The organism is Hymenobacter glaciei (assembly GCF_039539585.1).
GTDB classification, from domain to species: domain Bacteria; phylum Bacteroidota; class Bacteroidia; order Cytophagales; family Hymenobacteraceae; genus Hymenobacter; species Hymenobacter glaciei.
This window is the reverse complement of the sequence record NZ_BAABDK010000016.1, coordinates 306,504-328,348: the sequence shown is the minus strand read 5'-3', so window position 1 is coordinate 328,348 and position 21,845 is coordinate 306,504. Positions and strand designations below refer to the sequence as shown.

The following is a 21,845-nucleotide window of genomic DNA, read 5'->3' as shown; positions in this document are numbered from 1 at the left end:
TTTTCGGATGCGGTGAAAAACAGTGCTTGATGCAAGCTAAAACTTCGGGGCCGGGATGGTGGTTATCCGCCCTCAAATCCATTCATTTCTTCTGACTCATGGCCGATACCACCAACGTTCTTACCCTCGAATACGAAATCATGCCGGTGCTCGCGCAGCGACGCAGCACCCGTGCCTATTCCGACAAAGCCGTTGCGGCCGAAGTGGTGGAGCAGATTTTTGCCGCTGCCTCGTCGGCGGCTTCCTGCTACGGCGAGCAGCCCTGGCGCTACATCATGGGCAGCAAAACCAGCAGCTCCGAAGCGTACGAGAAAATACTGGGCGGCGTGCTGGAGTTCAACCAGGTGTGGGCTAAAGCAGCTCCCGTGCTGGCTGTGGGCGTAGCCAAGCTGAATTTCTCGCACGATGGCAATGCCAACGGCTGGGCCAAGTACGACGTGGGCCAGGCCACTGCCACGCTGGCGATAGAGGCCACCGAGCTGGGCCTGCAAATCCACCAGATGGCGGGTTTCTCGCCCGATGCCCTGCGCGCTGCGTTCAACATTCCCGAGGGTTTCGAGCCGGTGGTGGTGTTCACGCTGGGCTACCCCGGTCCGGCTTCGGCCCTGCCCGACCAAACCCGTGAGCGCGAAGAAGCGCCCCGTACCCGCAAGCCGCTAGCCGAGTTCCTGTTCGAAGGCGCCTGGCCCACGCCTGCCGGTGAGCGCTACGACCAGGCAACGGTATAAAGGGTTTGGTTGAGATAAGCAGGGGCGGGGTCGTATCCGTCCGTCACTGAACAATTCAGGAATGGGTCGTTCAACGGCGGGTGAATACGGCCCCGCCCCTACGCTTTTTGCACCTCCAGCACACCGGGAATAACCACCTGGGCAGGCAGCGTGCCGGTGCGGGCAAAGTCTGCCCACAGCTGCCGTACCTGCCGGCCCGCCGCGTCGAACTCTTCCCAATTGGCTTCTCCCAGCAGCGGGGTGGCGGCCCAGCTGGCCTGGTTGCCCAGCAGCAGCGGCAGGTCGACCACGTGGGCGGCTCCGAACGGGCTGCCAGGCGGCTGGTAGGTTAATACAAACCGCCAGGCTCGCCCACCCGCACGGGCTTGGTGCTCGGCGAAGGCCTGCGCCGGGCCCAGGTAGATGCGGCGCGAGGTTACGCGGGTGAGCAGGTTTACTAAATGGCTGCCCGCCAGCGGGAAGCGCTGCAGCCAATTAAAGGTGGGGTCGATGACCGCGAAGAAGCGGGTTTCCTCGGCAGTAGCTCCAATGAGCACGTCGATGTGCGGGGCCACGGCTGTCCAGGTGGCATCAATGGCAGTTTCGGGTGGCAGCGGTGCGGCGCCGTATTGCGGGCCGAAGGGCATGCCGCTTTTCAGGCCCTGCCAGCGCGCGGCTTTGATTACGGCATTTTCACGGGCCAGCACCTCATCAGTGGAAGCGGTGCTTGGTAGCGGGCCGATGGCGCGGCTCATTGCGCGTAGCATGCGCTGGCGGTTGCGCGTGAGGCCCAGCGGCGCGCTGTGCAGCATCACGCGCCGAAACAGATGGGTAGCCTCTGGCACCAGCATGAGCTGGGCAATGGCATCGGCTCCGGAGGAATGACCGAACATGGTTACCAGCGTTGGGTCGCCGCCAAATGCGCTGATGTTGCGCTGCACCCAGCGCAGGGCTTCGAGCATATCGAGCAGGCCAAGGTTGGCCGGTGTACCGCCGCTGCCCAGAAACCCAAACAGCCCCAGCCGGTAGGTAACGGCCACAAACACCACCCGCTGCTCGGCTACCCAAGTGGCGGGGTCGTAAATAGCCAAGTCGCCGGCCCCCGATACGTAGGAGCCGCCGTGCACCCACACAATCACGGGCAGCAGTTCATCGGGCTGGCGGTCGGCTGGTAGTGTAATGGAAAGGCGCAGGCAGTCTTCATCGAAGCTGAGGGCCGCGAACAGGTCGCCCATTACCTGGTCGACGCGCGGGTCGGCGAGCTGCGGGCAGGCGGGTGCGGGCGCCGTGGCGTGGATTGGTTTGGTAGCAGTCGGCTCGGGTTCCGGGAGGCCGAAACGGGCGGCCCGGGCGTAACGAATGCCCGTAGCGCGCAGCACAGGCCCATCGGCCCGGCCAATGATGGTGCCGGCCTGGGCGGTGAATTGGGGTGTGATGGGAGTATTATGCAAGGGGAGCGATTGGTAGTGATTTGATTAAAGTGGCTGTACTGAGCGAAACCAATAGCCGTTAAGGGAGGGTAGCACTAGGTACACAAGCAGCTAGGGCAACAAAGCCGAAGAGTGCCACGGCCCGCGTGGTGCCAAGCTGACACAGGTTGCGAGTACCAGTTTGCGAAGCGTACGCAAAGGCCGTTGGGTGCCAATTGGTGAGCAAGGCTTTGCGGATTCTTTATCCCAGTTGAATTCCAACTAAGCGCGTCGAACCGAGTTCGGCAAGGTATACGCGTTGCCGAGCAGCAGCGAATAGATATGAGGTGCGTGGCTAAACCCGGGGAAAGCCTATTTGAGCACCATTACTGCATGTAAACACCACCCCCCTGCTGGCAGCACCACATTCGTTGGTTGAATGTAGTGCTGCCAGCAAGGGGGTGGTGAACCAAACTTTCGGTGGTTTATGCGCTGGCCTGGCCAGGTCTGGTAGGCCCCGGCCGCTGGGTTGCAGCTACGCCGGTACCCGGTAAATGCTGACGCACTCGACGACGAGGTCGGATGAATCGGGTAGCGGGTGATTGGGGCGGATGCTAACCTGGATTTCGGCAATGGGCAACTGCCGCCCCGCCAGCTGCCCGAGCAACAGCGGCGTAATGTCGAAGAGAAAGGTGAGGCCATTGCCAGCACTTTCGGCGTGCCGGATGCTGGCCATGCGCAGCCCAAACAGCCCAACGCTGCCCGCCTGCCACTGGGCTGGCTGCGCCGGGTTGTCGTGGCCAGGCAGCTGAACGTAGACATTCAGCACGGTAGCGTCGCGGCTGCCGCGGATGTTCTCCAGCAGCAGGAACACCTGGCCCCGTGCCGGCTGCCCGGAAGCCATCGGCAGAATGGTCACTAACAGACGCTGGCTCTCGGCGCTGGGCCGGATGACGCAGCGGGCCCCTTCGCCCTTGATGGGCAGAGGAGTGGGGCCGGAAGCCAGCAGCTGTGCACCTTTGGGTAACGGAAAATCGGACATTACTCAAGCCTGAATGAGCGTGGAAGCGGGCGCCGGACTACGTCGGGGTCCCCAAAAATACAGGCGGACGTAGCAGCAGGCTGTCTCGAAGCCCCGCCAGCGCCACGCAGGGGTGCGGGGCGGGTCGAGGCGTTCGCAAAATACCAGCAGGCTAACAGCAGCCATTGCCCACAGATGGCCGTGCCCCAGCAACAGAGGCAGCAGCATGGCTGCCCAGCACGAGCCCGTGCACCAGCCGCCGTGGGTGAGCCCCATGCGCAGGGCATCCCAGTCGGCCCGGACCCCGAAAGCCGCCAGTGGGCCGTGGCGGTGGCCGCGGTTCAGGCAGCGCTGCTTGAGCGGCGACACCTGCCATACCAGAGCCGCTGTCGCTGCGCCCACGGCAAGCAGGTAGGCCGGGGTCTCCAGCGAACTAACTGCCACCGCCACTGCCCACAACGCGGCGCCCGCTGCCAGCCATACCACTCCATAGCCGGCTACGAACAAGGCCGAAGCCCGCATCCGTCGCCGCGAGAAGCAGCTTAGGCGAATGTGGTAGAGGGGCTGCACCAGCGTGGGCAACATCATCGCCACCAGCATTATTGCCCAGGCCCCCATCCAGGCCCAGGTCAGCGCCGGGGCCGCGGTATGCTGCAACACGACCCCCGCGCGGGTCAATGCTGCCCCTGACGGGGCCGGGGCCACAATCGGCATCGCGGTGCCGCACCACGATACCGATTGTGGCCCGCCCATTCTGGCCGCTCCCGTAGCGGCTGGCACCGGGCGCAACAGCACGAGCCAAGCCAGCAGGCTAAGGCCAAACACTATATTGCGCAGCCGTGCGTAGTCCCGGGCAGTGGCAGTCATAGCGTAAGGCTAGCCGCTAGGCTTCAGAGGCCTGGCGGAAGACACTGATACGCCCCACCTGCACCTCGCCTTTGGCCGACAGCGGCTTGTTGGGCACGATGCTGACCTGCAGCGAAGCAACATCGAGCCCCTGGGCCAGGTGCAGCTGGTCGATAAGCGGGGTGATGTCGAGCGTGAAGGTGAGGCCTTCGCCGCCATGCTGCCCATCACTCAGGCTCGCCAGGCGCAGCCCAAACAGGGCCACGCTCCCGGCCAGCACCGACTGGGCAGCAGCGGGCGCCGCTGTACTAGTTGGTGCCGCCGCCGGCGGGGCATCGAGGTACACGTTGAGCACCGTGGCATCGAAGGTACCGGTAATATTTTCCAGCTTCAGGAAGGCTTTGTCGGGCGGTGGGGCAGTGGCCATCTTGGCTACCGGGGCGAAGCTTTCGACGGTTTTGCGGCGTACGGTGGCGTCCAGCTTTACGGCAGCGGAAGTGCCCCGGCCCTGGATGCGCAAGCCATTCGCGCTGGCTCCGAGCAGCTCGGTCGGGCCCGAGGCCTGAGGGCGGGCGGCCTGACGGGCGACGGCGTCGGGGGTTGCCCCGAGTACTTTCAACCGCTCGGTGAGTAAGGCTGGGGCGGCGGGCAGGGCCGTCATTTCCTGGTAGTCGTAGCCGAGGGGAGCAAGGTCCTGCATCTGGCCCGGCGTGTAGTACCAGGGCTGGCCCGCGGCCCCGGGCATCGCAAACTGCTTGGCGGGGCCGTTCAGCCAGGCGGGGTCGGTGGGGTTGGCGTTGCCGCTGGCATTCCACACGGCCCACAGGCGGTCGATGTTGCAGTGGTGCAGGTAGAAGACGGGGTCGAGTGCGGCGGTGTTCGGGTCGGCCATCAGGCCGTACTCCGTGTCGCTGAGCTGGCCGCCCACGTACACGTGCACCAAGTCGTGCGGGTTCCTTTCGAAGTTGCCGTGGCCCTGGCCCGAGTGCGAGAAGGCGGTATTGGGGCCTCCAAAGCCCGGCGGCAGGGTTTGCTTGTTGTGGCCTGTGTATACGGTGTTGTGCATGGCCTCTTCGGTCACCACGCCGTAGGCAGGGTCTTTGTCGGGGCTGGCCGCCGTGGGAATAAAAATGTTGCTGTCGCTGTCGGGGCCATAGCGCATGGTGAAGTACAGCGCGTTGGCGGTGCCGTCGGGCAGGGTTTTCTGCGCAAACGCTGGCGGCATCTGGTACTGGCTGCCGGCGTTGCCGCCAAAGTAGCTCCAGTACGGCAGCGCCCAGGTAGTGGGCCCGCCCAGCGCCACAATGTCCTTCCGGAGCTGGGCCTCGATGGACAGCAGGTAGCCGCGATGCCAGGGGAAGAAGTACCAGCTGCCGTGCTGGCACTGGTTCCAGTACTGCGCTTGGGCTTGGGCAGTGGGCAGCGGCGTGGTGGGAATGGTTGGCGGGGCCTGCACAAACCCCCAGGCCGGAAAAGCGGCCGGCTTGGGGTACCACGCCGTTTGCGGGTTCGCGTACTCGCCGTGAATGGCGGCGTAGAACCACCAGCTCGTGGGGTCGGCAATGGGCCGGGTCATCATCTGGCCCACCCCTTTGGCGTACCATAAAAGGTCGGAGTTACTGAGGGTTCCCCCGCTGTTCCATGCGTTGTTTCGGGTGTAGGCTGCCATTGGTAGTGCTGGTGCTTTAGGATGATAGACAGGAATTTGTCGAAACAAATGTCGGCCTTGCCCATGCTCCCCAAATCAGTGCCAGCACTGAAATAACGCCTGCCTTCTCATCTTTTCGCAACCTCTTGGGCCGCGACCATCCAACCACCCCGAGGCAGCTGCTGCCCAGTGCCCAACCTGCGGGTTGCGTTGCTAAAACAGCCCGGCTTCGGCTAGCCTTCCTGCGACAAAATCAGCACGGCATACGGGGCCAGGGCAATGCTGCCGTGCCACTCGAAACCGTCGTACTCGCCTGCTTCAGCCTCGATGCCAAAGCTAGGCATGTCGCCGAACTCGCCGTCGTAGCCCTGCCAGTCGCTGTTGAAGCGCACCTGCCAGTGGCCGGGGCCCGGCAGGCCAATGGTATAGCCGTCGTGGGCCTGGTTGGCGAAGTTAGCCAGCACCACGGTGGTATCGCCGGGGCCGCCGTCGTCGGCCTTGCGGGCAAAGGCTACCAGCTTGTCGTCGTTGTTCACGTGGAAAACCTGGGTGTGCTGGCCGCTCAGGCCGCGCGTGCTGCCGTGATAGTTGCGGCGCAGGGCAATAAGGTCGCGGTAGAGGTGCACGAGGCCGCCGCGCTCCTCCAGCCGCTGCCATTGCACAGGCTCGGTGTCCGCGAACGCGCCATCGGCCAGCATTTCCTGGCCCTGGAAAATCATCGGTATGCCGGGAGCCGTCATCACCAGGGCCGCGCCCAGGGTGCTGCGCTTTTTAGCAAACCAATGGTCGGCCGCGCCGGGCATGATTTCCTCGGCCACGCGGCTTTTGCCGTTGGCCACTTCGTCGTGGCTTTCGGTGTAGATGACGCGCCGGAAAGCATTGTCGTTGTAGAGCTGGGTGAGGGCGCCGGCCACGGCGTGCATGTCGCGGTCGGCGTCGTTGGGCGTAGTAAGGGCATCGCGGATGGGGTACACAAACGAGCCGTCCCACTGCGAGTCGAAGCCCTGGCCGCCTTTTTCGGTGGCTTCGGTGATGGCGGCATTGCCGCGCAGGTCTTCGGCGATGGTGATTTTCCAGGGCATCGTCTGGTCGATTTCCTCGTTAATCCAGCGCATCAGGCTCCAGCCTTCGGGCAGGTCCTCGTCGGGGTTGTCCTCGCCGTTCACGTTGCGGATGAAGGAGATGGCATCGGCGCGCAGGCCATCGCAGCGGTAGTCGGTCAGCCACATCAGGGCGTTGTCGCGGATGTACTGGCGCACCTCGGGGCGGCCGTAGTCGGGGCGGTTGTCGCCCCAGGGGGTTTTGGCTTTCCAGTCGTTGTAGAAGTAGATGCCGCCGCCGTCGTTCTCGCTCCAGCCGTCGAATTGCCACAGGTCGAGGTCGCCGGGGCCGAAGTGGTTGTACACCACGTCCAGCACCACCGCAATGCCGTGCTGGTGGGCCGCCTTCACCATTTCCTTGAAGGCCACCGGTCCGCCGTAGTCGCTTTCGAGCGCAAACGGGCAGGCCGGGTTGTAGCCCCACGAGCGGCTGCCCGGAAACTCCGTCGCCGGCAGTAGCTCAATGCAGTTAATGCCCAAATTGCGCAGGTAGGGCAGCTTTTCGGCCACGCTCAGGAAGGTGCCCACGTTATTCGCATCGGGGGCATTGAACGTGCCCACGTGCAACTCGTAAATCACCAGCTCGTTCCAGGCCGGCATCTGAAAATTGTCGTCGCCCCAGTCAAAGTGCGGGTTGTGCACCACCGACGAGCCGGCCGAGTTTGTCACCTGCCGGGCGTAGGGGTCGTTGCGGTCGAAAGTCTGGTTGCCGTTGGTGATGTGGTACTTGTATTCGTCGCCGCACCTGGCATTGGGCACATCCACGGCCCAGTAGCCGTCGGCTTCGTGCTGGAGCGGGTGCCTGTCCGCCTCCCAATTATTAAAAGAGCCGATGACGGCCACCGAGTCGGCATTGGGGGCCCACACCCGGAAAGTGGTGCCGGCCGCGTGCGGTACCGCGCCCATGCCGGGCTGCGGTGCAGGGCCGGGCAGGGAAGAAGTAGTTTTAGGAGCTTTAGAAACAGGCGCTTTACTGGCGGGTTTGGTGCTGGAAGCGGTTTTGGAAGCGGAAGCGTTGGGCATTGATGAAACGACTGCCCGCCGCCCGGGCAGCCGAAAATGCGGCCGGTACTAGGCAGGGGAACCCCGGTATACGCGGCGCAGCCTGTTATGGCTAACCGGAACCGTTGTGCCAAGCATGAACATCGGTGGGAAGCTTTTTGCCGACCCGCGTTGTTAGTTTGTTTTCTGATTTTGAAATTCCCTGCTTGAAAACCCGTCCCAAACCCGTCATTTTTGGCCTCTACGGCTGGTCGCCCGACTACGGCTTCCGCTACATTCACCCGGCCAACCGCCGCGCCTTCGAGCTGCTGGAGCCCGTGGGCAAGCTTTTTGAAAAAATCTCCGAAGACGATGAAGGCGAGTGGATTACCATTCGCTACGACGAGCAGCAGTTCCTCGTGCGCCCCGAGCTGTTCAAGGAAATCTATTACAAACCCACCTTCAGCTTCGGCGATTCGGTGGAGGAGGTCACGCCCGCGCCGGGCCAGTACCGCCACTTCGGCCTCGTCTCCGACGTGTTCTGGGACGAAGCCACCGACACCGCCACCTACCAGATTGTGGAGCGTAAGCGCAAGCTGCCCCGTGTGTTTGCCGCCGGCGAGCTGCGCGCCGATTAGGAAGGGCCAACCGCCTTTGATTTGCTGTATCGCCGGGCACACAATGAATAATGCTTTGCAGGTAATTCCTTTGCTGCCCGGTAGCGAGTTGATTTGCTTCGTAGTGCGCGGCGCCTTTTCGCTGGCCGATTGCGCGGCGTTGCTCCCCGCCGAAGTGCGGGATAATTTTGAATCGGCGCACGCCAACTATCCCACGTATTACCGCAACAACGACCGGCTGGTTGTCGACAGCCCCGAGCTGGCCGCGCAGCTGCTGGCCACCATCAGGCCGGTGTTGCCCGCGCAACTGCCCGCCGATTCCGGGACGGATGATGCCTGGCAGCTGCGGGAGCTGAATCCGCGCTTGCGGTACTGCCGCTACTCGGCCGGGCAGTACTTTCATCGCCACCTCGATGGGGTGTACCACCATTCGGCTACGGTGCAGTCGCGCCTCACGTTCATGATTTACCTGAACGACGCAACTGAGTTCACGGGTGGCCGCACGCTGTTCTACCGCAGCAAGACCGATACGCAGGTTTGGGCCGAGTACCAGCCCGTGGCGGGCGACCTCATCGTATTCGACCACCGCATCTGGCACGAGGGCGAGGAACTGGCCGCCGGCCAGAAATTTGTGTTGCGTACCGACATTCTTTACCAGACTACAGCCGCCCTGGCGGCGACCACCGACCATTTCGGCGAAGGGCACCAAGGCTACATCTGGCAGGTGAAGCCCTTTGGGCCGCACCATTGGGTGAGTGGTGGCCGCGACACGCTGCTGAAAGTGTGGGATGCGCAGGGGCATTGCGTGCAGCGCCTGAGCGGCCACGAAAAATCAATTCTGTGCTTGGCGCAGCTCAACGAAAGGCAGTTGGTTTCCGGCTCGCGCGATGCCACGATTCGGGTCTGGACCCAATCGCCGAACGGCTTGGTGCCCGGCCGGGTATTACGGCCCCACCAAGGGGCCATTCTAACGGTGGCGCGCCTCAGCGACACAGAGTTGGTCAGCGGCGGGGCCGACGGTCTCATTCAGGTGAGCAATGTGGCGGATGGAAAGGTGCTGCGGACCCTGGCCGGGCATCACGACTGGGTGTGGCAAGTGTTGCCGCTGCCAGGCGGCCGGTTGGTGTCATGCTCAGAAGATGGCACGCTGAAGACCTGGAATCTGGTTTCCGGAGAATGCCTTCACTCGCAGTCGGCGGGGCATAGTCCGGCCCAGGTACTTGCGCTTGCCCGCGATGCCCGCTCGGAGTTACTCCTCAGTGGCCACTTCGATGGACGGATTCAGGTGTGGCGGCCCGCCCCAGATGGTGAATGCTGGACGCTGCAACAAACCTGGGCCGCCCACGAAGGCATCGTCAGGACCCTGTGTTTGCTGGCTGACGGTCGGTTGGCCAGCGGCGGAGAAGATAACACCGTCCGGGTTTGGACATTAACCAACGGCCAGTGCGACGGGGCCTTTCCGCATGCCGACTTTGTGCAGGCGGTGGTGGCGTTTCGTCCGGGCTGGTTGCTCAGCGCCTCATACGATGGGACGCTGAAGGCCTGGCCACTTCCCGCAGCGGGCAAGCGTTAAGCCCCACCGTTATACCCCCCTTGCTGCCCCGTCATGGCATCGAGGTGGCGTGTGGATTCGCCGGCCGGTAGCATGTAAGTAAGCGCGGCGGCTAGGATGATAAAGGACTCAACACTGATAGCGCGGCTCGATGGCCGCTACTTCACCCGATTGACCGCGCTGGCCGTACGCCTACCTGAAAATCGCAATATTGCTTTCTTCGTACCCGCGAATAATGGGTTGGCGTTGCGGTGTGGCGTTGAGTGGGTGGCCACTTCCAGGTCCCTTCTGGGCCTGTTTCGGCCCTCCTTAATTCTTACATGGCTGCGCTTAAAGGTGTTAATTAAAAGCAAATGGAAAAAACATTGCCCCGGCTTCGGTCGACCGCCCTCTCGTTTCTGCCCATGCTCGGCGAGGCGCTCAAGTGCATTGCCCTCGCCATCAAGGACTCGTTGAGCCCCAAAGTCATTTTTTATTCGGTGGCCATTTGGGGCGGCAGCTTCTTGTTCTGGGCGGGCATTTTTTGGTGGCAGTGGGCGCACATTATAGTGCTGGCCCAGGTGGGCACTGCCTTTCTCGCCCTGGGCATATTTATCTTCTTTCCGCAGCTGCTGGGGGCCGGCGCCGCCACCCAGGCGGCTATGGCCAGTGCCCCGGTGGCCGCCGTGGCAGCGAGTGTAGGCTTCACCATTGTCTCGTATGTGCTGGTGGCAGTGGTGTTTATCTTGCTAGTGCTTATTTCCGTCAGAATCCTGCTGGAAGCATTCCTGATGGGGTACGTGCAAACCCGCACGCTACGACGCTACCCCGAGTTGCAAAAAGGCGCCGACAACAATTGGCTGGAGGGCCTGCGGGGTGCTACCGGCAGCACCATCAAGGCGTTGGTCATTACCTTCATTTGCCTGTTCATTCCCGTTATCAACGGCATTCTTATTCTCCTGATAGCTTGCTACTACAGCGCCCGGTCGCTGGTAGGCGATGCCCTGGAAGACCTTGCCACCGTGCAAGAGCAAAAGCAATTCATCCGCGAAAACCGCTTCGGCATATTGGTGATGGGCTTGCTGCACTTCGCACTGCTGCTCATTCCCTTTGTGGGGTTGTTGGCCCCGGCTATTATTGGCTCCAGCATGTGCCACTTCTGCATGCGAGGCAAAGTGCGGCAGCTAGCCATTAGGCTGCAATAGAGCGGACTTCAACTTGATGTTTGGGCGTTGCAAAAGGTCGCGCCGCACTAGTTGCCGTCTCGTCGAGGCGGATGCCGGGTAGTGGCTGAAACGCCGCCGTTCCAGTTGTGCCACGAACAGCCGCAACAGCTTGCGCCTCTACAGCCCGTGCACCAGCTTAAAACCGACAACGAACAACCGACAACGAACAACGAACAACCGACAACTAGAAATCACACCCCCACCGCGATACCTACTACCACGGCCACGGCGCCCAGCGCAAAGAGCGCGGCCCATAGCGGCGCGGCAAACTTTATCCACTGCTCGAAGCGCACGCCGGTAGCCGCCAGCATGGCCATGAGCGTGCCGTTGGTGGGCGTGATGAGCTCGCACAGCCCAGCGCCGTACTGAAAAGCCAGCACCGTGACCTGCCGCGACAGGCCCAGAATATCGGACAGGGGCACCAGTAACGGCATGGTGAGGGTGGCCTGTCCGCTGCCGCTGGGCACGGGCACATGCAGCAGGGTTTGCACACCCATCATGCCCAGGGCGGCCAGCGCCACGGGTAGGTGGCCCAGCGGTTCGGCCAGCCCGTGCACAATGGTATCGACAATGTGACCCTGCTCCAGCACCACGAAAATGGCGCGGGCAAACCCAATCAGCAGGGCCGAAAAGGCGATGTCGCGGAAGCCGGCAATGAAGCCTTCGGCCGTGCCAGTGAGGCCGCGGCCCCCCACCAGCCCGGCCACAATGCCCAGCCCCAGAAACAGGGCCGACATCTGCTCGAACTCCCAGTGCAGCTGCACCACGCCGTAGGCAAACACGGCAAAGGCCGCCAGCATCAGCAGCAGCACCAGGCCCGAGCGACTGTTGGTAGCGGCCGCGTCGGCCGCGGCCTCGTTTTCATCGAGGTGAAGGTCGGGAGCCTGGCGGTGGCGCACGGCGTGGCGGGTGGTGGCCCACAGCCAGAAGCTTACCGCTACCACCAGAAAACCCATGCGGTAGGCGCCGCCCGAAAGCAGCGGCAGCTGCGCCAGCTTCTGGGCAATGCCTACTTGGAAGGGGTTGATGGGACTGAACGACGCGCCCACGAAAGCCGCCCCCACGCTCGCCGCCACGGCCGTGAGCACGGGGTAGCCCAGCCGCCGCATCAGCACCAGCAGCACGGGCACCAGCGGAATAATTTCCTCGCCCATGTTCTCCAAAGCCCCCATGGTGGCGAAGAGCGTGCCCACCAGCGGAATCACGAGGACCTCGCGGCCGTGGGCGCGGCGCAGCAGCCAGTCGACCCCAAACCGCAGCGCCCCGGTTTGGTCGACCACTGTAAAGGCGCCGCCAGCCAGGAAAATCAGGAACACCACCGCGGCCGCATCGGCCAGGCCTTTGGGCACGTCTACCAGCACCTCTAGTGGGCCCACCGGGGTGGCGGGCACGGCGTGGTAGGAGCCGGCCACCACCACCTGCCGCCCGGTTACGGCGTCGAGGTGGCGCGTGAATTCGCCGGCCGGCAGCACGTAGCTGAGCAGCGCCGCCAGCATGATAAAGCCCACGATGAGCACCAGCGGATGCGGAAAATGAAACTTGTTCATGGCGCGAACTTAGGGCGGCGGAACCCGAAGTAGCGCGAACTTTGTCCTTCGCGTCCCTGCGACGTCTGCGAATTACCGGCGAACTGCCCGGGCATGCCAAGGCCAAAACGCGCGCTACCCTCATGACCATCACCGCTTTTAAAGCCCTGCACCAGCGCCGCCAGCTCGACCACCTGGCCCGGCACGGCACGCGCCTGGCCGAGCGGGCCGAAGACAGCTTCGACCTCGCGCTGTATGCCGTGGAAGGGTTTTACGCCGAAACCTGGCGCAGCCGCGGCGAGGAAGCGGTGCTGTTTATCCACGTATTCCAGAAGCCCGCCGGGCTAGGGGAGTACCTGGCCCGCGTGCAGCTGCCCAGCGGGCTGTAGGTGGCAAGAGGAGTCTGCCGTTTTCCTGCGACATTCGGGCAGCCCTTCTGGGAATAATTGCCGACTACTCACCCTGCATGCGAAAAATCTACCTGCTTCTGACGCTTACGGCCCTGCTATTCTCCCCAGTGCGCGCCCAAGTCCTGTTGCCCACCATTGCCGATTCGATTACGCAGTCGCTGAACCGGCAATTTCCAGACCGGCAGCTCTCGGCCTGGCAGCGTGCGCAGCTGGTCCGACAGCAATTGGAAAATGCTGTGCTGGACCAGCAGATGCCCAAGATTCCGTTGCTCCTCGAATACCTGGCCCATGCCGCGCCTGACTCCTTGCCCGCGGTGCAGCCCCGCGAGGCCATGTCGCTGCTGCTGGCCTCTGGCGCGTATGGCCCACTGCTGAAGCGGGTGCTAGCTGATAAGTCAGCGCAAGCGCAGCAGCAGTATCGGCTGGCCCCGGTGGCGCGCCCTAATACCTTAGCGGACATTGCTGATTTCTACACTGCCACGCATGTCGAAACCCTCGTGGCCCAAACCCAGAAGCTACCTCAAGAAGAGGCGGCGTTCATCCAGCTCTTGCTGGAAGTGTTGCCGCGCGGCGGGGTTTCACCAGCCACCGACTCCACTATTCAGCGCTTCCAGCAACGGCATCCCCATTCGCCCTATGGCTACGTGCTGAAGGCTTTTCAGACGCAGGAACAGGTAAAAGTGAGTCTGCGTAAATGGCACGTGCGGGAGGAAGAGTTTGGCTCTGCATACTCTTTACACAATCCAAATTACAGGCTTTCCCATCTTCGTTTCGGTGGCGAGTACCACTGCGGAACTGCCATTTTTACTGGCGGAACAGGGGAGGTGTTTGGACCTGGTTTCAGAGCAGGCGTAGGAGCAGAACTGGGCTGGGACCGTTGCATGCTCTACTTGGGTGGATGCTTCGGCTGGGCCACAGTTCGCAACGATTTCACGTACCTTGGCAACAGTTGGAGCCGGGGCACTAAGCTACATTATTACTTCTTAGATGCCTCCGTTGGCTATCACCTAATTAATGGTGGAAAGGTGGTGCTAACTCCCTTTGTTGGCTTGTCGATGGGAAATTTCTATTTGCCAGTTAATAATTCAGACAGAAGCCTGGAATTATACTTAAGCCGTCCGCTTACTGCTGGCCTTGGTATCGATATAGTGGTTGGAGAAGGAGAGAGCAATGCAACTTTGTCGTCTTTGATGCTAAAAGTTCGTGGCGGTGTAAGGGCAGGCAATACTCTTATAAAGCCCGATACTCCCGGAACCTTGTTTTACATTGACCTTGGATTTGGTTTTAGAGTCGCTGGCAAAATAATTTTGCCATCACTTTGAAGGCTTAAATACGCAACATGGGTGCAACAGCGCCTACTAATCGGGGGTCATTGAGAGGAAATAGTCCTTTCCCTACCTTCATGCGTCGTCCACTTTGCTACCTGTTGCTCCTGCTGCTCCTCCTCAACTACCACAGCCCCGCCCAAACCACTCCGCCTGTCCCGCGCCCACCCGAAGCCTTCGGTTATCGCCGCCTCGTGGTGATGTACGGGCGCGACAGCGTGCAGGTATTGCTTCTGTCGAAGCCTGGCGAGGAGGCACGCAAGAAGCCCTTGCTGCTCTGGGAGCAGGGCTCAATACCCACGCCGCTAGTGTTGTATGATGAGCGTGGGGCTTATCCGGTATTCGGATTTCACCCCAAAAAGGTGCTCGAAAGCTGCCACCTGGCCATCATCAGCAAGCCCGGTATTCCACTTACGTTCGATGTCACTGGCCAGGACCCCAATCGCATTTTTCGGGAGCACCAGCCGCCGGCCTACTACTGCGCCCGCAACTACCTCAGCTACTACGTGCGGCGCGACGAAGCCGTACTGCGCTTCCTCAAAAAGCAGCCGTGGGTGGAGGCCAGCCGCGTGGTTATCGGCGGGCATTCGCAGGGCACATCGGTGGTGGCGCATCTGGCCGCCGTGCCGGGTTTGGTGAGCAAAGCCGTGTACCTGAGCGGCAACCCGCTGGGCCGGCTCATGTCGATGCTTGCCGAGAGCCGACAAACGGCTGATACCACGGGCGCAGCTTGGACCTTCCGCCGCTGGCGGGAAGTGGTGGCCGACCCTACCCGCACCGACTGCCAGGGCGACGACGCACGCAACACCTATGGCTTCGGTGCTTCAGAAATGCCTGAGCTGCTGCGCATACGGGTGCCGGTGTTCATAGGCTTCGGCACGCTCGACCGCGGTGTGGCCGGCGACGACTACCTGCGCCTGGAGACCATTCGGCAGCACCGCACCAACTTCACCTTTCGCGAATACCCCGGACGCGAGCACAATTTCTTCGGCGTGAAAAACGGCCAGCCCGATTACGACGACTTCTATTGGGACCAGGTAGGGGAGGACTTTCTGCGCTGGGCCGGCCTGTGGCCGCAGTAGCAGCTGCCTGAACGGTGTAGAGACGCGACCCTTCGCGTCTCCTCGCGGGTGAATCGTTCGCCGGGGAGACGCGAAGGGTCGCGTCTCTACACCGTTCAATAAAACCCTGCCTGCCGGCCCTCGGGCGCTATTTCCCCGGCCGGTCTACGTCGGTGAGCTGGCCCTTGTTGTGCATGATTTGCAGGTCGAGCACGGTGAGCGACTCGCTTTCCTTGCTGTATTTCTCGGGTGAGTTAAGCTCGGACAGGGGCGACCGGTCGTCGATTTCGTACTCGTTGGCTACCACTTCCACCGTGTTGCCTTTGGCGCTCAGCACCTTCAGCAGCGAATATTTGGTGCTGTCGCCGGGCGAATGAATGGTGTAGATGTCGCCCGCGTGCGGGGCCGTCAGCCAACCCTTGCTGTCGCGCTCGTGGAAGCGGCCCGCGATGGCCCCGCTGGCCATAATCACCGCGAACACCGCTACCCCGGCCCAGGTCCAGAGCGGAAAACGGGTGCTTTTCTTGAGCTCGCGCACGACGGGCTGCAGCTGGGTAGGCAGGGATTTCTCCTCCCAGGCCTGCTGGCAATGGTCGCACTGCGCCATAGCCGCTTTGCTGAAGGGAAAAAGCGGAATCCAGTACACGTGGGCGTAGCGGGCATACACGCTGGCCTTCATGGCCTCGGGAGTGTTGCAGGCCGGGCAGCTGGTGCCGGCCAAAGGAGCGGTGCGCAGGTGCGAACCTTTAGAGCCGTAGATAATCATGCGGGGTAAACGGCGGCAGTAGCGCGCAGGAAAGGTGAACTGTAAATTAAGCCAATGATTTCCCAAAGGAAAAGCGGACGGCGAAACGACCCGGGCCAAAATATCCGAATATGCAGCTGTTTCCACCGGCTCCGCTACCTTGGCCTGCATGAATCGCCGCCTGCCGCTCGCCTTTGCTCTGCTCAAGTTTATTTCCGGTTACTTTCTCATCAGCCCGCAGTACGAGCTGCAGCGCGACGAATACCTCTACCTCAACCACGGCCGGCACCTGGCCTGGGGCTACCTCGAAGTGCCGCCCCTGAGCGCCGCGCAGGGCTGGCTGAGTCTAGCGCTGGGCGGCAACGAAGGCTGGGTGCATTTCTGGCCGTTTCTGTGGGGCGCGGCCACCATCTATCTGGTGATGCGGCTGGCGCAGCGGCTGGGTGGGGGCTGGTTTGCGACGGCGCTGGCGGGCACCTGCTACCTGGGCACAGCCTTCGCCCGGCTCAACCTGCTGTTTCAGCCCAACTCGTTCGAGGTGTTTGGGTTCGTATTCTGCCTCTACTGGCTGGTGCGCTACGTGCAAACGGAGCGGCCGCGCTACCTCTACCTGCTGGGCCTAGGCCTCGGGCTGGGCCTGCTGAACAAGTACACCACGCTGTTTTTTATTGCCGCGCTCGGTGGTGCGCTGCTGCTTACACCCATGCGCCGCCTACTGCTGAGCCGGCATTTCTGGGGGGCGGCCGGGCTGGCGCTGCTGGTGTGGGCCCCTAACCTGGCCTGGCAAATCAGCCACGGCATCCCGTTCCGGCACCACATGCAGCTGCTGCACGACACGCAGCTGGTGCACGTGGACCCCACCGAGTTCTGGAAGCTGCAGCTGCTGATGTGCTTTGGGGCGCTGTGGGTGTGGGTGCCGGGCTTGGTGGCGCTGTTGCTTAGCGCGCGGCTGCGGCCGTACCGCGCCATGGGCTGGGTGGCGGTGCTGGGCGTGGGCCTGCAGGCGGTGCTGCACGGCAAGGCATACTACGCGCTGGGCTACTACCCGGTGCTGTTCAGCTTTGGGGCGTGGTGGTGGGAGGGCCGGCTGGCGGGCCTGGGCTGCCCACGGGTAGCAGCGGGGCTGCGGCCGGCGCTGGTGCTGCTGCCCCTGGCCCTGCTGGCGCCGTTGCTGCAGTTCATCTACCCGCTGCGGCCGCCGGCCATCATGGCCGCGCTGCGCCCGCAGTATGAGGCGCTGGGGTTATACACTTGGGAAGACGGCCAGAACCACGCCCTGCCCCAGGACTACGCCGACATGCGCGGCTGGCGCGAGCTGGCCGATAAAACCTGGGCCGCCTACCAAAGCCTGCCCGATTCGGTGCGCGCCCACACCCTCATCAAGTGCGCCAACTACGGCCAGGCCAGCGCCATCAACTACTACAACCGGCACCGGGCCCTGCCGCCCGCCCAGAGTTTCAACGGCAGCTTCCTGTACTGGTTTGTGCCGCGCACCAACTGGCAAGCCATTCTCATCATCGACGATGAGCTGCACCCTGAACTTGCAGCGCACTTCGCCAGTTACCATGAAGCAGGGGCCGTGGCCGATGCGTACGCCCGCGAACGCGGCACCCGCATTATCCTCGGCCTGGGCCCCAAACCTGCGCTAATTACCCGGGTAAACGATGAGTGGCGCGACGAGCTGGCCCAGTGGGAAAACCAGGCCCGGTAAACCGCCTGGTTGCGTTTTATAAAGTATTTATTATTAAATATATAATTGATTGATGCTCCGGCTGGCCTGACGGCAGTTCGGAAGTAATTTGCTTCGCAGCCAGCCTACGGGTTTTTACGTAGGAAAATGAATTGCTTGCGGGCCTGCCCACGAGCTGCGGCGCGCCACTACCCGGCAGCCCCCGCCGCACAAGAACTGTCCTTCTACCGCCCTTCTACCTATGGAAACTTACCGCATTATTTACGCCAGCACGGCCGCCCGACCGTTTGGCCTGGCCGAATTCGACCGGCTGCTCCTGCAGGCCCGCATCTACAACTACAGCGAAGGCATTGGCGGGCTGCTGCTGCGGGCCGGCTCCCAGTTTCTGGAGGTGCTCGAAGGGCCGGAGGCAGCCGTAGCCGAACTGTACGCGCGCATTGCCGCCGACCCGCGCCACCAAGCGGTGCGCACCATTGATGCAGCAGCGGCAGGTGGGCCGCTGTTTCTGCCCGCCCGCCTGGGCTTTGCTGAGGTTGAACTAACGGCCCTGGACCGCCTCATTGCCTATCTCGACCCGGCGCACCGGCGCGCGTTGTTCCCGCAGGGGTACGACGAGCAGGAAATCATCGCCGATTTGCTGCTGGAATTCGTGGAACTGCATTGCCCGCAGGTGCTGGCCCAGCCGGGCGACCAGGCCACCAGCCGCCCACAACGCTCGCAGTACGCCTAAAGGCGACACCAGCTGAGTCGTTTTTGCAGTCAGAACATCCATTCACTTTCTAAACGGTAGCTCGGCCAGGCTTTCCCAGGGCCCGCCCCGGTACGCCCAGAGATGTAGCCCCGTGCCCACGGCTTCAAACGGGACGAAATCGACCTGCATTTCAGCCAGCAACTGGCGGGCAGCAGCAGGGTCGACTTTATTTTGAATGGTGATGTGCGGCTGGAGCTTCTGCTGGTCCTGCGGAGTGAGGTAGGGGGCGAAATCGGTTTGCAGCCGGCGGTGCAGGGCGCGCAGCTCGTCGTTTTCGAGCGTGAACGCTACACCCCGGCCCAGCGAACGCAGGCCTGCCACGCGCAGCGGCAACGGCGGCAGGGCCTGAGCCACGGCCCGCAAATGCCCTTCTATCGCTGCTCGCTCGGCACCCGGCAGGTGATGAAAGAGCGTGAGGTGCGCCGCCAGGTAGTTGATGGCGGGTGGAAAGTGCCGTTGCCGCAGGGCGTCGAAATAGGTTTGGGCCGGCGCGTCGAGCGCCAGGGTGAGGATGAGCGGAGCAGGGGCAACGTCGGACATGGAACGGGGAAAACAGGACCAGAGCGCATACGCAGAAGTGGCTGGCTCCGTCCCGTTGGCAGCGCAATTTTAGCTAAATAAAACCGCCTTATTGCTGGTTTCTGACAGGTTTTCGGGACTCAATTCGGCATGAAAAACGTTGGCAAAGAGTCCCTCATAACCCGGTCAATATGCTGTTTGCCGCTTCCTCCGTAGCCCTGCCCGATGCGCCGGCTCCTCTTGTACCTGTGTTGCCGCGCACCCACTCGGCCAAGCTGTGGCTGCCCCAACGGGTGGTGTTCACGCCCGATGCCCTGGACGAACCCTTCGGCCAGCAAATCCTGGCCCGCGTAACTGCCCACAACCTGGAAGTGGAGCTGCTGAAAAGCAACCGCCTCACCGGCCTGCGCCAGGGCGATGACGTGCGCGCCACCTACCGCACCGCCAAAAACACCCTGGCCGTGGTGAAGGCCCCTGCCGGTGCCTTGCGCCTGCAGCCCACGCCGCCCTCGGCCGACTGGCAGCTGAACCTGGCCGAGGGCTGCCCTGCGCACTGCCAGTACTGCTACCTGGCCGGTTCGCTTAGTGGCCCGCCCGTGGTGAAGGCCTTTGCCAACCTGCCCCAGCTGCTGGCCAACACCGCGACCTACGAGCAAGCCGGCCGCGTGGTGAGCTTCGAGGCCAGCTGCTACACCGACGTGCTGGGCATCGAGCACCTCACGGGTAGCCTGGCCGCAGCTGTGCGCCACTTTGGTACCCGCGAAGGCGCGCAGCTACGTTTCGTGAGCAAGTACGACCACACCGACTCGCTGCTGGGCCTGCCGCACCACGGCCGCACGCGGGCCCGCTTTTCCCTCAATGCCGAGCCCGTGGCCCGGCGGCTAGAGGGCGGTACGGCTTCGGTCGAGGCCCGGGTGCAGGCCCTGCGCCGGTTGGCCCGGCCGGTGGCCCAGGGTGGGGGCGGCTACCCGGTGGGCGTGGTACTGGCGCCCATCATGCCCATTCCCGACTGGCAACAACACTACACCGAGCTTTTGGACCGCCTGCAGCAGGCCCTGGATTTCAACTGTGACCTTACCGTGGAGTTCATCACCCATCGCTTCACGCCCGGCTCGAAGGACGTGCTGCTGCAGTGGTACCCCAACACCAGCCTCGACCTGGCCGAGGAAGGCCGCGCGGTGAAACGCAACAAGTTTGGCGGCCTCAAGTACGTGTACCAGCCCGAGCAAATGCGGGCCATGAAAGCGTGGTTCTATGCTGAATGGCAGCGCCGCTTTCCAAACGCTCCGGTTCAGTACTGGACGTAAGGGAACGAATTGAAAATGAAGAAGTAGAAATGCGTGGGAGCAGTGACCAAAAACTGGTCGGTGCTTCTGCTGATTTTTAATTCTTCATTTTTAATTTTTAATTCCTTCCGCGCTCATGTCCGAAGTCGTCCTGTATTCCCTGCTCATCCAGAATGCTGCCCAAGTGCTAACCCTGGCTGGTGGGGCCTCCAATAAACCCTTGGCCGGTTCTGAGCTGAGTAGCTGGTGCATCACCGAAAACGGCTACGTGGCCTGCGTTGGCGAAACCATTGTGGCGGTGGGCCCCATGAGCGAGCTTGACCAGGCCTGCCTTGGGCCTGAAACCCGAATAATTGACGCCACCGGCCGCGTGGTGCTGCCCGGTTTGGTGGAATGCCACACCCATCTCGTATTCGGCGGCAACCGCGCCCACGAGTTCGAGCGCAAGCTGCGTGGCGAAAGCTACCTCGACATCCTGGCCAGCGGCGGCGGCATTCTGAGCACCGTGCGCGCCACCCGCGCCGCCTCCGAAGCCGAGCTTCTGGAAAATGCCCTGTACCACCTCGACGGTTTCCGGCGCTACGGCGTGACGACCGTGGAGGCCAAAAGCGGCTACGGCCTCGACCGCGACACCGAGCAGCGCCTCGTGCGCGTGGCGCGCCAAGCCGGCCGGCAGCAGCCCGTGCGGGTGGTGCCCACCTTCTTGGGCGCCCACGTGGTGCCGCCCGAGTTCAAGGCTGCCGGCCCGCAGGCCTACGTCGATTTTATCCTGCACGACGTGCTCTCGGATTTAAAGGGCGAAGCGGCTTTTGTTGATATTTTTTGTGAGGAAGGCGCCTTCCCGCTCGATGTGTCGCGCTACTACCTCGAGCAGGCCCACAAAATGGGCTTCGGCCTGAAAATCCATGCCGAGCAGCTGCACGACCTCGGCGGCTGCGAGATGGCCGCTGCGTTGGGTGCCACCAGTGTCGACCATTGCGACTACCTCACGCCGGCCGCGGCTGCCCGCATTGCGCAGCAAACCCAGGGGCAGACCGTGGCCGTGCTGCTGCCACTGGTGCCACTTTTTTTGCGCCAGGAGAAGTACGCGCCCGGCCGCGAATTCATCGATAATGGCCTGCCCGTGGCCGTGAGCACCGATTTCAACCCGGGTTCCTGCCCCAGCAAAAACCTGTGGCTGGCCCTGTCGGTGGCCTGCCTCAAAATGGGCCTCACGCCCAAGGAAGCCGTCGCCGCCGCTACCCTCAACGCCGCCTGGGCCATTGGCCGCGCGGCTGATTGCGGCAGCCTCGAACCCGGCAAGCGCGCCGATGTGCTGGTGCTGGACCTGGGCAGTGTAGCCGAAATTCCGTACTGGTTGGGCGAAAACCCGGTGCGTGACGTGGTAATTGCCGGCGCGCTGCAATAGCCGCAGGAAGGATAGTAACGAATTCACCACCTGCCCGC

The 21,845-nt window shown here is 62.7% G+C and carries 19 protein-coding genes; 11 read left to right on the top strand and 8 right to left on the bottom strand.

All coding sequences use genetic code 11. The features are described from left to right. The first annotated feature begins 98 nt into the window (after nt 1–98). On the top strand, nt 99–728 hold the full coding sequence (locus ABD837_RS10335) for a nitroreductase family protein (protein WP_345053752.1): 630 nt from the start codon (nt 99–101) through the stop codon (nt 726–728). Nucleotides 729–826: 98 nt separating this feature from the next. On the opposite strand, the gene ABD837_RS10330 is transcribed toward ABD837_RS10335, so the two are convergent. From ABD837_RS10330 to ABD837_RS10310, 5 genes are all read right to left on the bottom strand, one after another. Next, the gene (locus tag ABD837_RS10330; protein WP_345053751.1) at nt 827–2,158 is read right to left on the bottom strand and encodes a carboxylesterase family protein; all 1,332 of its coding nucleotides are present in this window, start codon (nt 2,156–2,158) and stop codon (nt 827–829) included. Nucleotides 2,159–2,651: 493 nt separating this feature from the next. Continuing rightward, on the bottom strand, nt 2,652–3,158 hold the full coding sequence (locus ABD837_RS10325) for a DUF7868 domain-containing protein (RefSeq protein WP_345053749.1): 507 nt from the start codon (nt 3,156–3,158) through the stop codon (nt 2,652–2,654). A 3-nt stretch (nt 3,159–3,161) separates the two neighbouring features. Further along, nucleotides 3,162–4,004 (bottom strand): copper chaperone, encoded by an 843-nt coding sequence (locus ABD837_RS10320; protein ID WP_345053747.1) that lies wholly within the window; start codon nt 4,002–4,004, stop codon nt 3,162–3,164. 16 nt (nt 4,005–4,020) lie between these two features. Beyond that, nucleotides 4,021–5,652: a tyrosinase family protein gene (locus tag ABD837_RS10315; RefSeq protein ID WP_345053744.1), complete on the bottom strand. Its 1,632-nt coding sequence runs from the start codon at nt 5,650–5,652 to the stop codon at nt 4,021–4,023. Between the two features lie 212 nt (nt 5,653–5,864). Beyond that, nucleotides 5,865–7,754, bottom strand: a complete 1,890-nt coding sequence (locus ABD837_RS10310) for an alpha-amylase family glycosyl hydrolase (RefSeq protein WP_345053742.1) — start codon at nt 7,752–7,754, stop codon at nt 5,865–5,867. 185 nt (nt 7,755–7,939) lie between these two features. Between ABD837_RS10310 and ABD837_RS10305 the strand changes: the two genes are divergently transcribed. The 3 genes from ABD837_RS10305 to ABD837_RS10295 all read left to right on the top strand — a co-directional run bounded on the left by ABD837_RS10305 (nt 7,940) and on the right by ABD837_RS10295 (nt 11,065). Continuing rightward, nucleotides 7,940–8,350: a DUF6960 family protein gene (locus ABD837_RS10305; RefSeq protein WP_345053739.1), complete on the top strand. Its 411-nt coding sequence runs from the start codon at nt 7,940–7,942 to the stop codon at nt 8,348–8,350. Nucleotides 8,351–8,393: 43 nt separating this feature from the next. Further along, a complete protein-coding gene (locus tag ABD837_RS10300; protein ID WP_345053737.1) occupies nt 8,394–9,902 on the top strand; it encodes a 2OG-Fe(II) oxygenase in 1,509 nt (502 codons plus the stop codon). A 332-nt stretch (nt 9,903–10,234) separates the two neighbouring features. Next, the gene (locus tag ABD837_RS10295; RefSeq protein ID WP_345053735.1) at nt 10,235–11,065 is read left to right on the top strand and encodes an EI24 domain-containing protein; all 831 of its coding nucleotides are present in this window, start codon (nt 10,235–10,237) and stop codon (nt 11,063–11,065) included. 212 nt (nt 11,066–11,277) lie between these two features. On the opposite strand, the gene ABD837_RS10290 is transcribed toward ABD837_RS10295, so the two are convergent. Next, nucleotides 11,278–12,633, bottom strand: a complete 1,356-nt coding sequence (locus tag ABD837_RS10290) for a YfcC family protein (RefSeq protein ID WP_345053732.1) — start codon at nt 12,631–12,633, stop codon at nt 11,278–11,280. Between the two features lie 122 nt (nt 12,634–12,755). Here ABD837_RS10290 and ABD837_RS10285 point away from each other — a divergent pair, with 122 nt between their 5' ends. The 3 genes from ABD837_RS10285 to ABD837_RS10275 all read left to right on the top strand — a co-directional run bounded on the left by ABD837_RS10285 (nt 12,756) and on the right by ABD837_RS10275 (nt 15,429). Beyond that, nucleotides 12,756–13,001, top strand: coding sequence for a hypothetical protein (locus ABD837_RS10285; protein ID WP_345053730.1), 246 nt, complete (start codon nt 12,756–12,758; stop codon nt 12,999–13,001). A gap of 77 nt (nt 13,002–13,078) precedes the next feature. Next, nucleotides 13,079–14,344, top strand: coding sequence for a hypothetical protein (locus ABD837_RS10280; RefSeq protein ID WP_345053727.1), 1,266 nt, complete (start codon nt 13,079–13,081; stop codon nt 14,342–14,344). Nucleotides 14,345–14,424: 80 nt separating this feature from the next. After that, nucleotides 14,425–15,429, top strand: a complete 1,005-nt coding sequence (locus tag ABD837_RS10275; protein ID WP_345053725.1) for an alpha/beta hydrolase family protein — start codon at nt 14,425–14,427, stop codon at nt 15,427–15,429. A gap of 127 nt (nt 15,430–15,556) precedes the next feature. Here ABD837_RS10275 and ABD837_RS10270 read toward each other — a convergent pair whose 3' ends face one another. Then, nucleotides 15,557–16,174 (bottom strand): hypothetical protein, encoded by a 618-nt coding sequence (locus ABD837_RS10270; protein ID WP_345053723.1) that lies wholly within the window; start codon nt 16,172–16,174, stop codon nt 15,557–15,559. Between the two features lie 148 nt (nt 16,175–16,322). On the opposite strand from ABD837_RS10270, the gene ABD837_RS10265 reads away from it, so the two are divergent. Together ABD837_RS10265 and ABD837_RS10260 are read left to right on the top strand one after the other, a co-directional pair. Then, nucleotides 16,323–17,864, top strand: coding sequence for a glycosyltransferase family 39 protein (locus ABD837_RS10265; protein WP_345053720.1), 1,542 nt, complete (start codon nt 16,323–16,325; stop codon nt 17,862–17,864). Nucleotides 17,865–18,084: 220 nt separating this feature from the next. After that, nucleotides 18,085–18,573: a BLUF domain-containing protein gene (locus ABD837_RS10260; RefSeq protein ID WP_345053717.1), complete on the top strand. Its 489-nt coding sequence runs from the start codon at nt 18,085–18,087 to the stop codon at nt 18,571–18,573. 42 nt (nt 18,574–18,615) lie between these two features. On the opposite strand, the gene ABD837_RS10255 is transcribed toward ABD837_RS10260, so the two are convergent. Further along, a complete protein-coding gene (locus ABD837_RS10255) occupies nt 18,616–19,134 on the bottom strand; it encodes a 2'-5' RNA ligase family protein (RefSeq protein ID WP_345053714.1) in 519 nt (172 codons plus the stop codon). 170 nt (nt 19,135–19,304) lie between these two features. On the opposite strand from ABD837_RS10255, the gene ABD837_RS10250 reads away from it, so the two are divergent. Beyond that, nucleotides 19,305–20,420: a spore photoproduct lyase family protein gene (locus ABD837_RS10250; protein ID WP_345053712.1), complete on the top strand. Its 1,116-nt coding sequence runs from the start codon at nt 19,305–19,307 to the stop codon at nt 20,418–20,420. Between the two features lie 115 nt (nt 20,421–20,535). Next, nucleotides 20,536–21,807: an imidazolonepropionase gene (gene hutI / locus ABD837_RS10245; protein WP_345053710.1), complete on the top strand. Its 1,272-nt coding sequence runs from the start codon at nt 20,536–20,538 to the stop codon at nt 21,805–21,807. Nucleotides 21,808–21,845 lie beyond the last annotated feature (38 nt).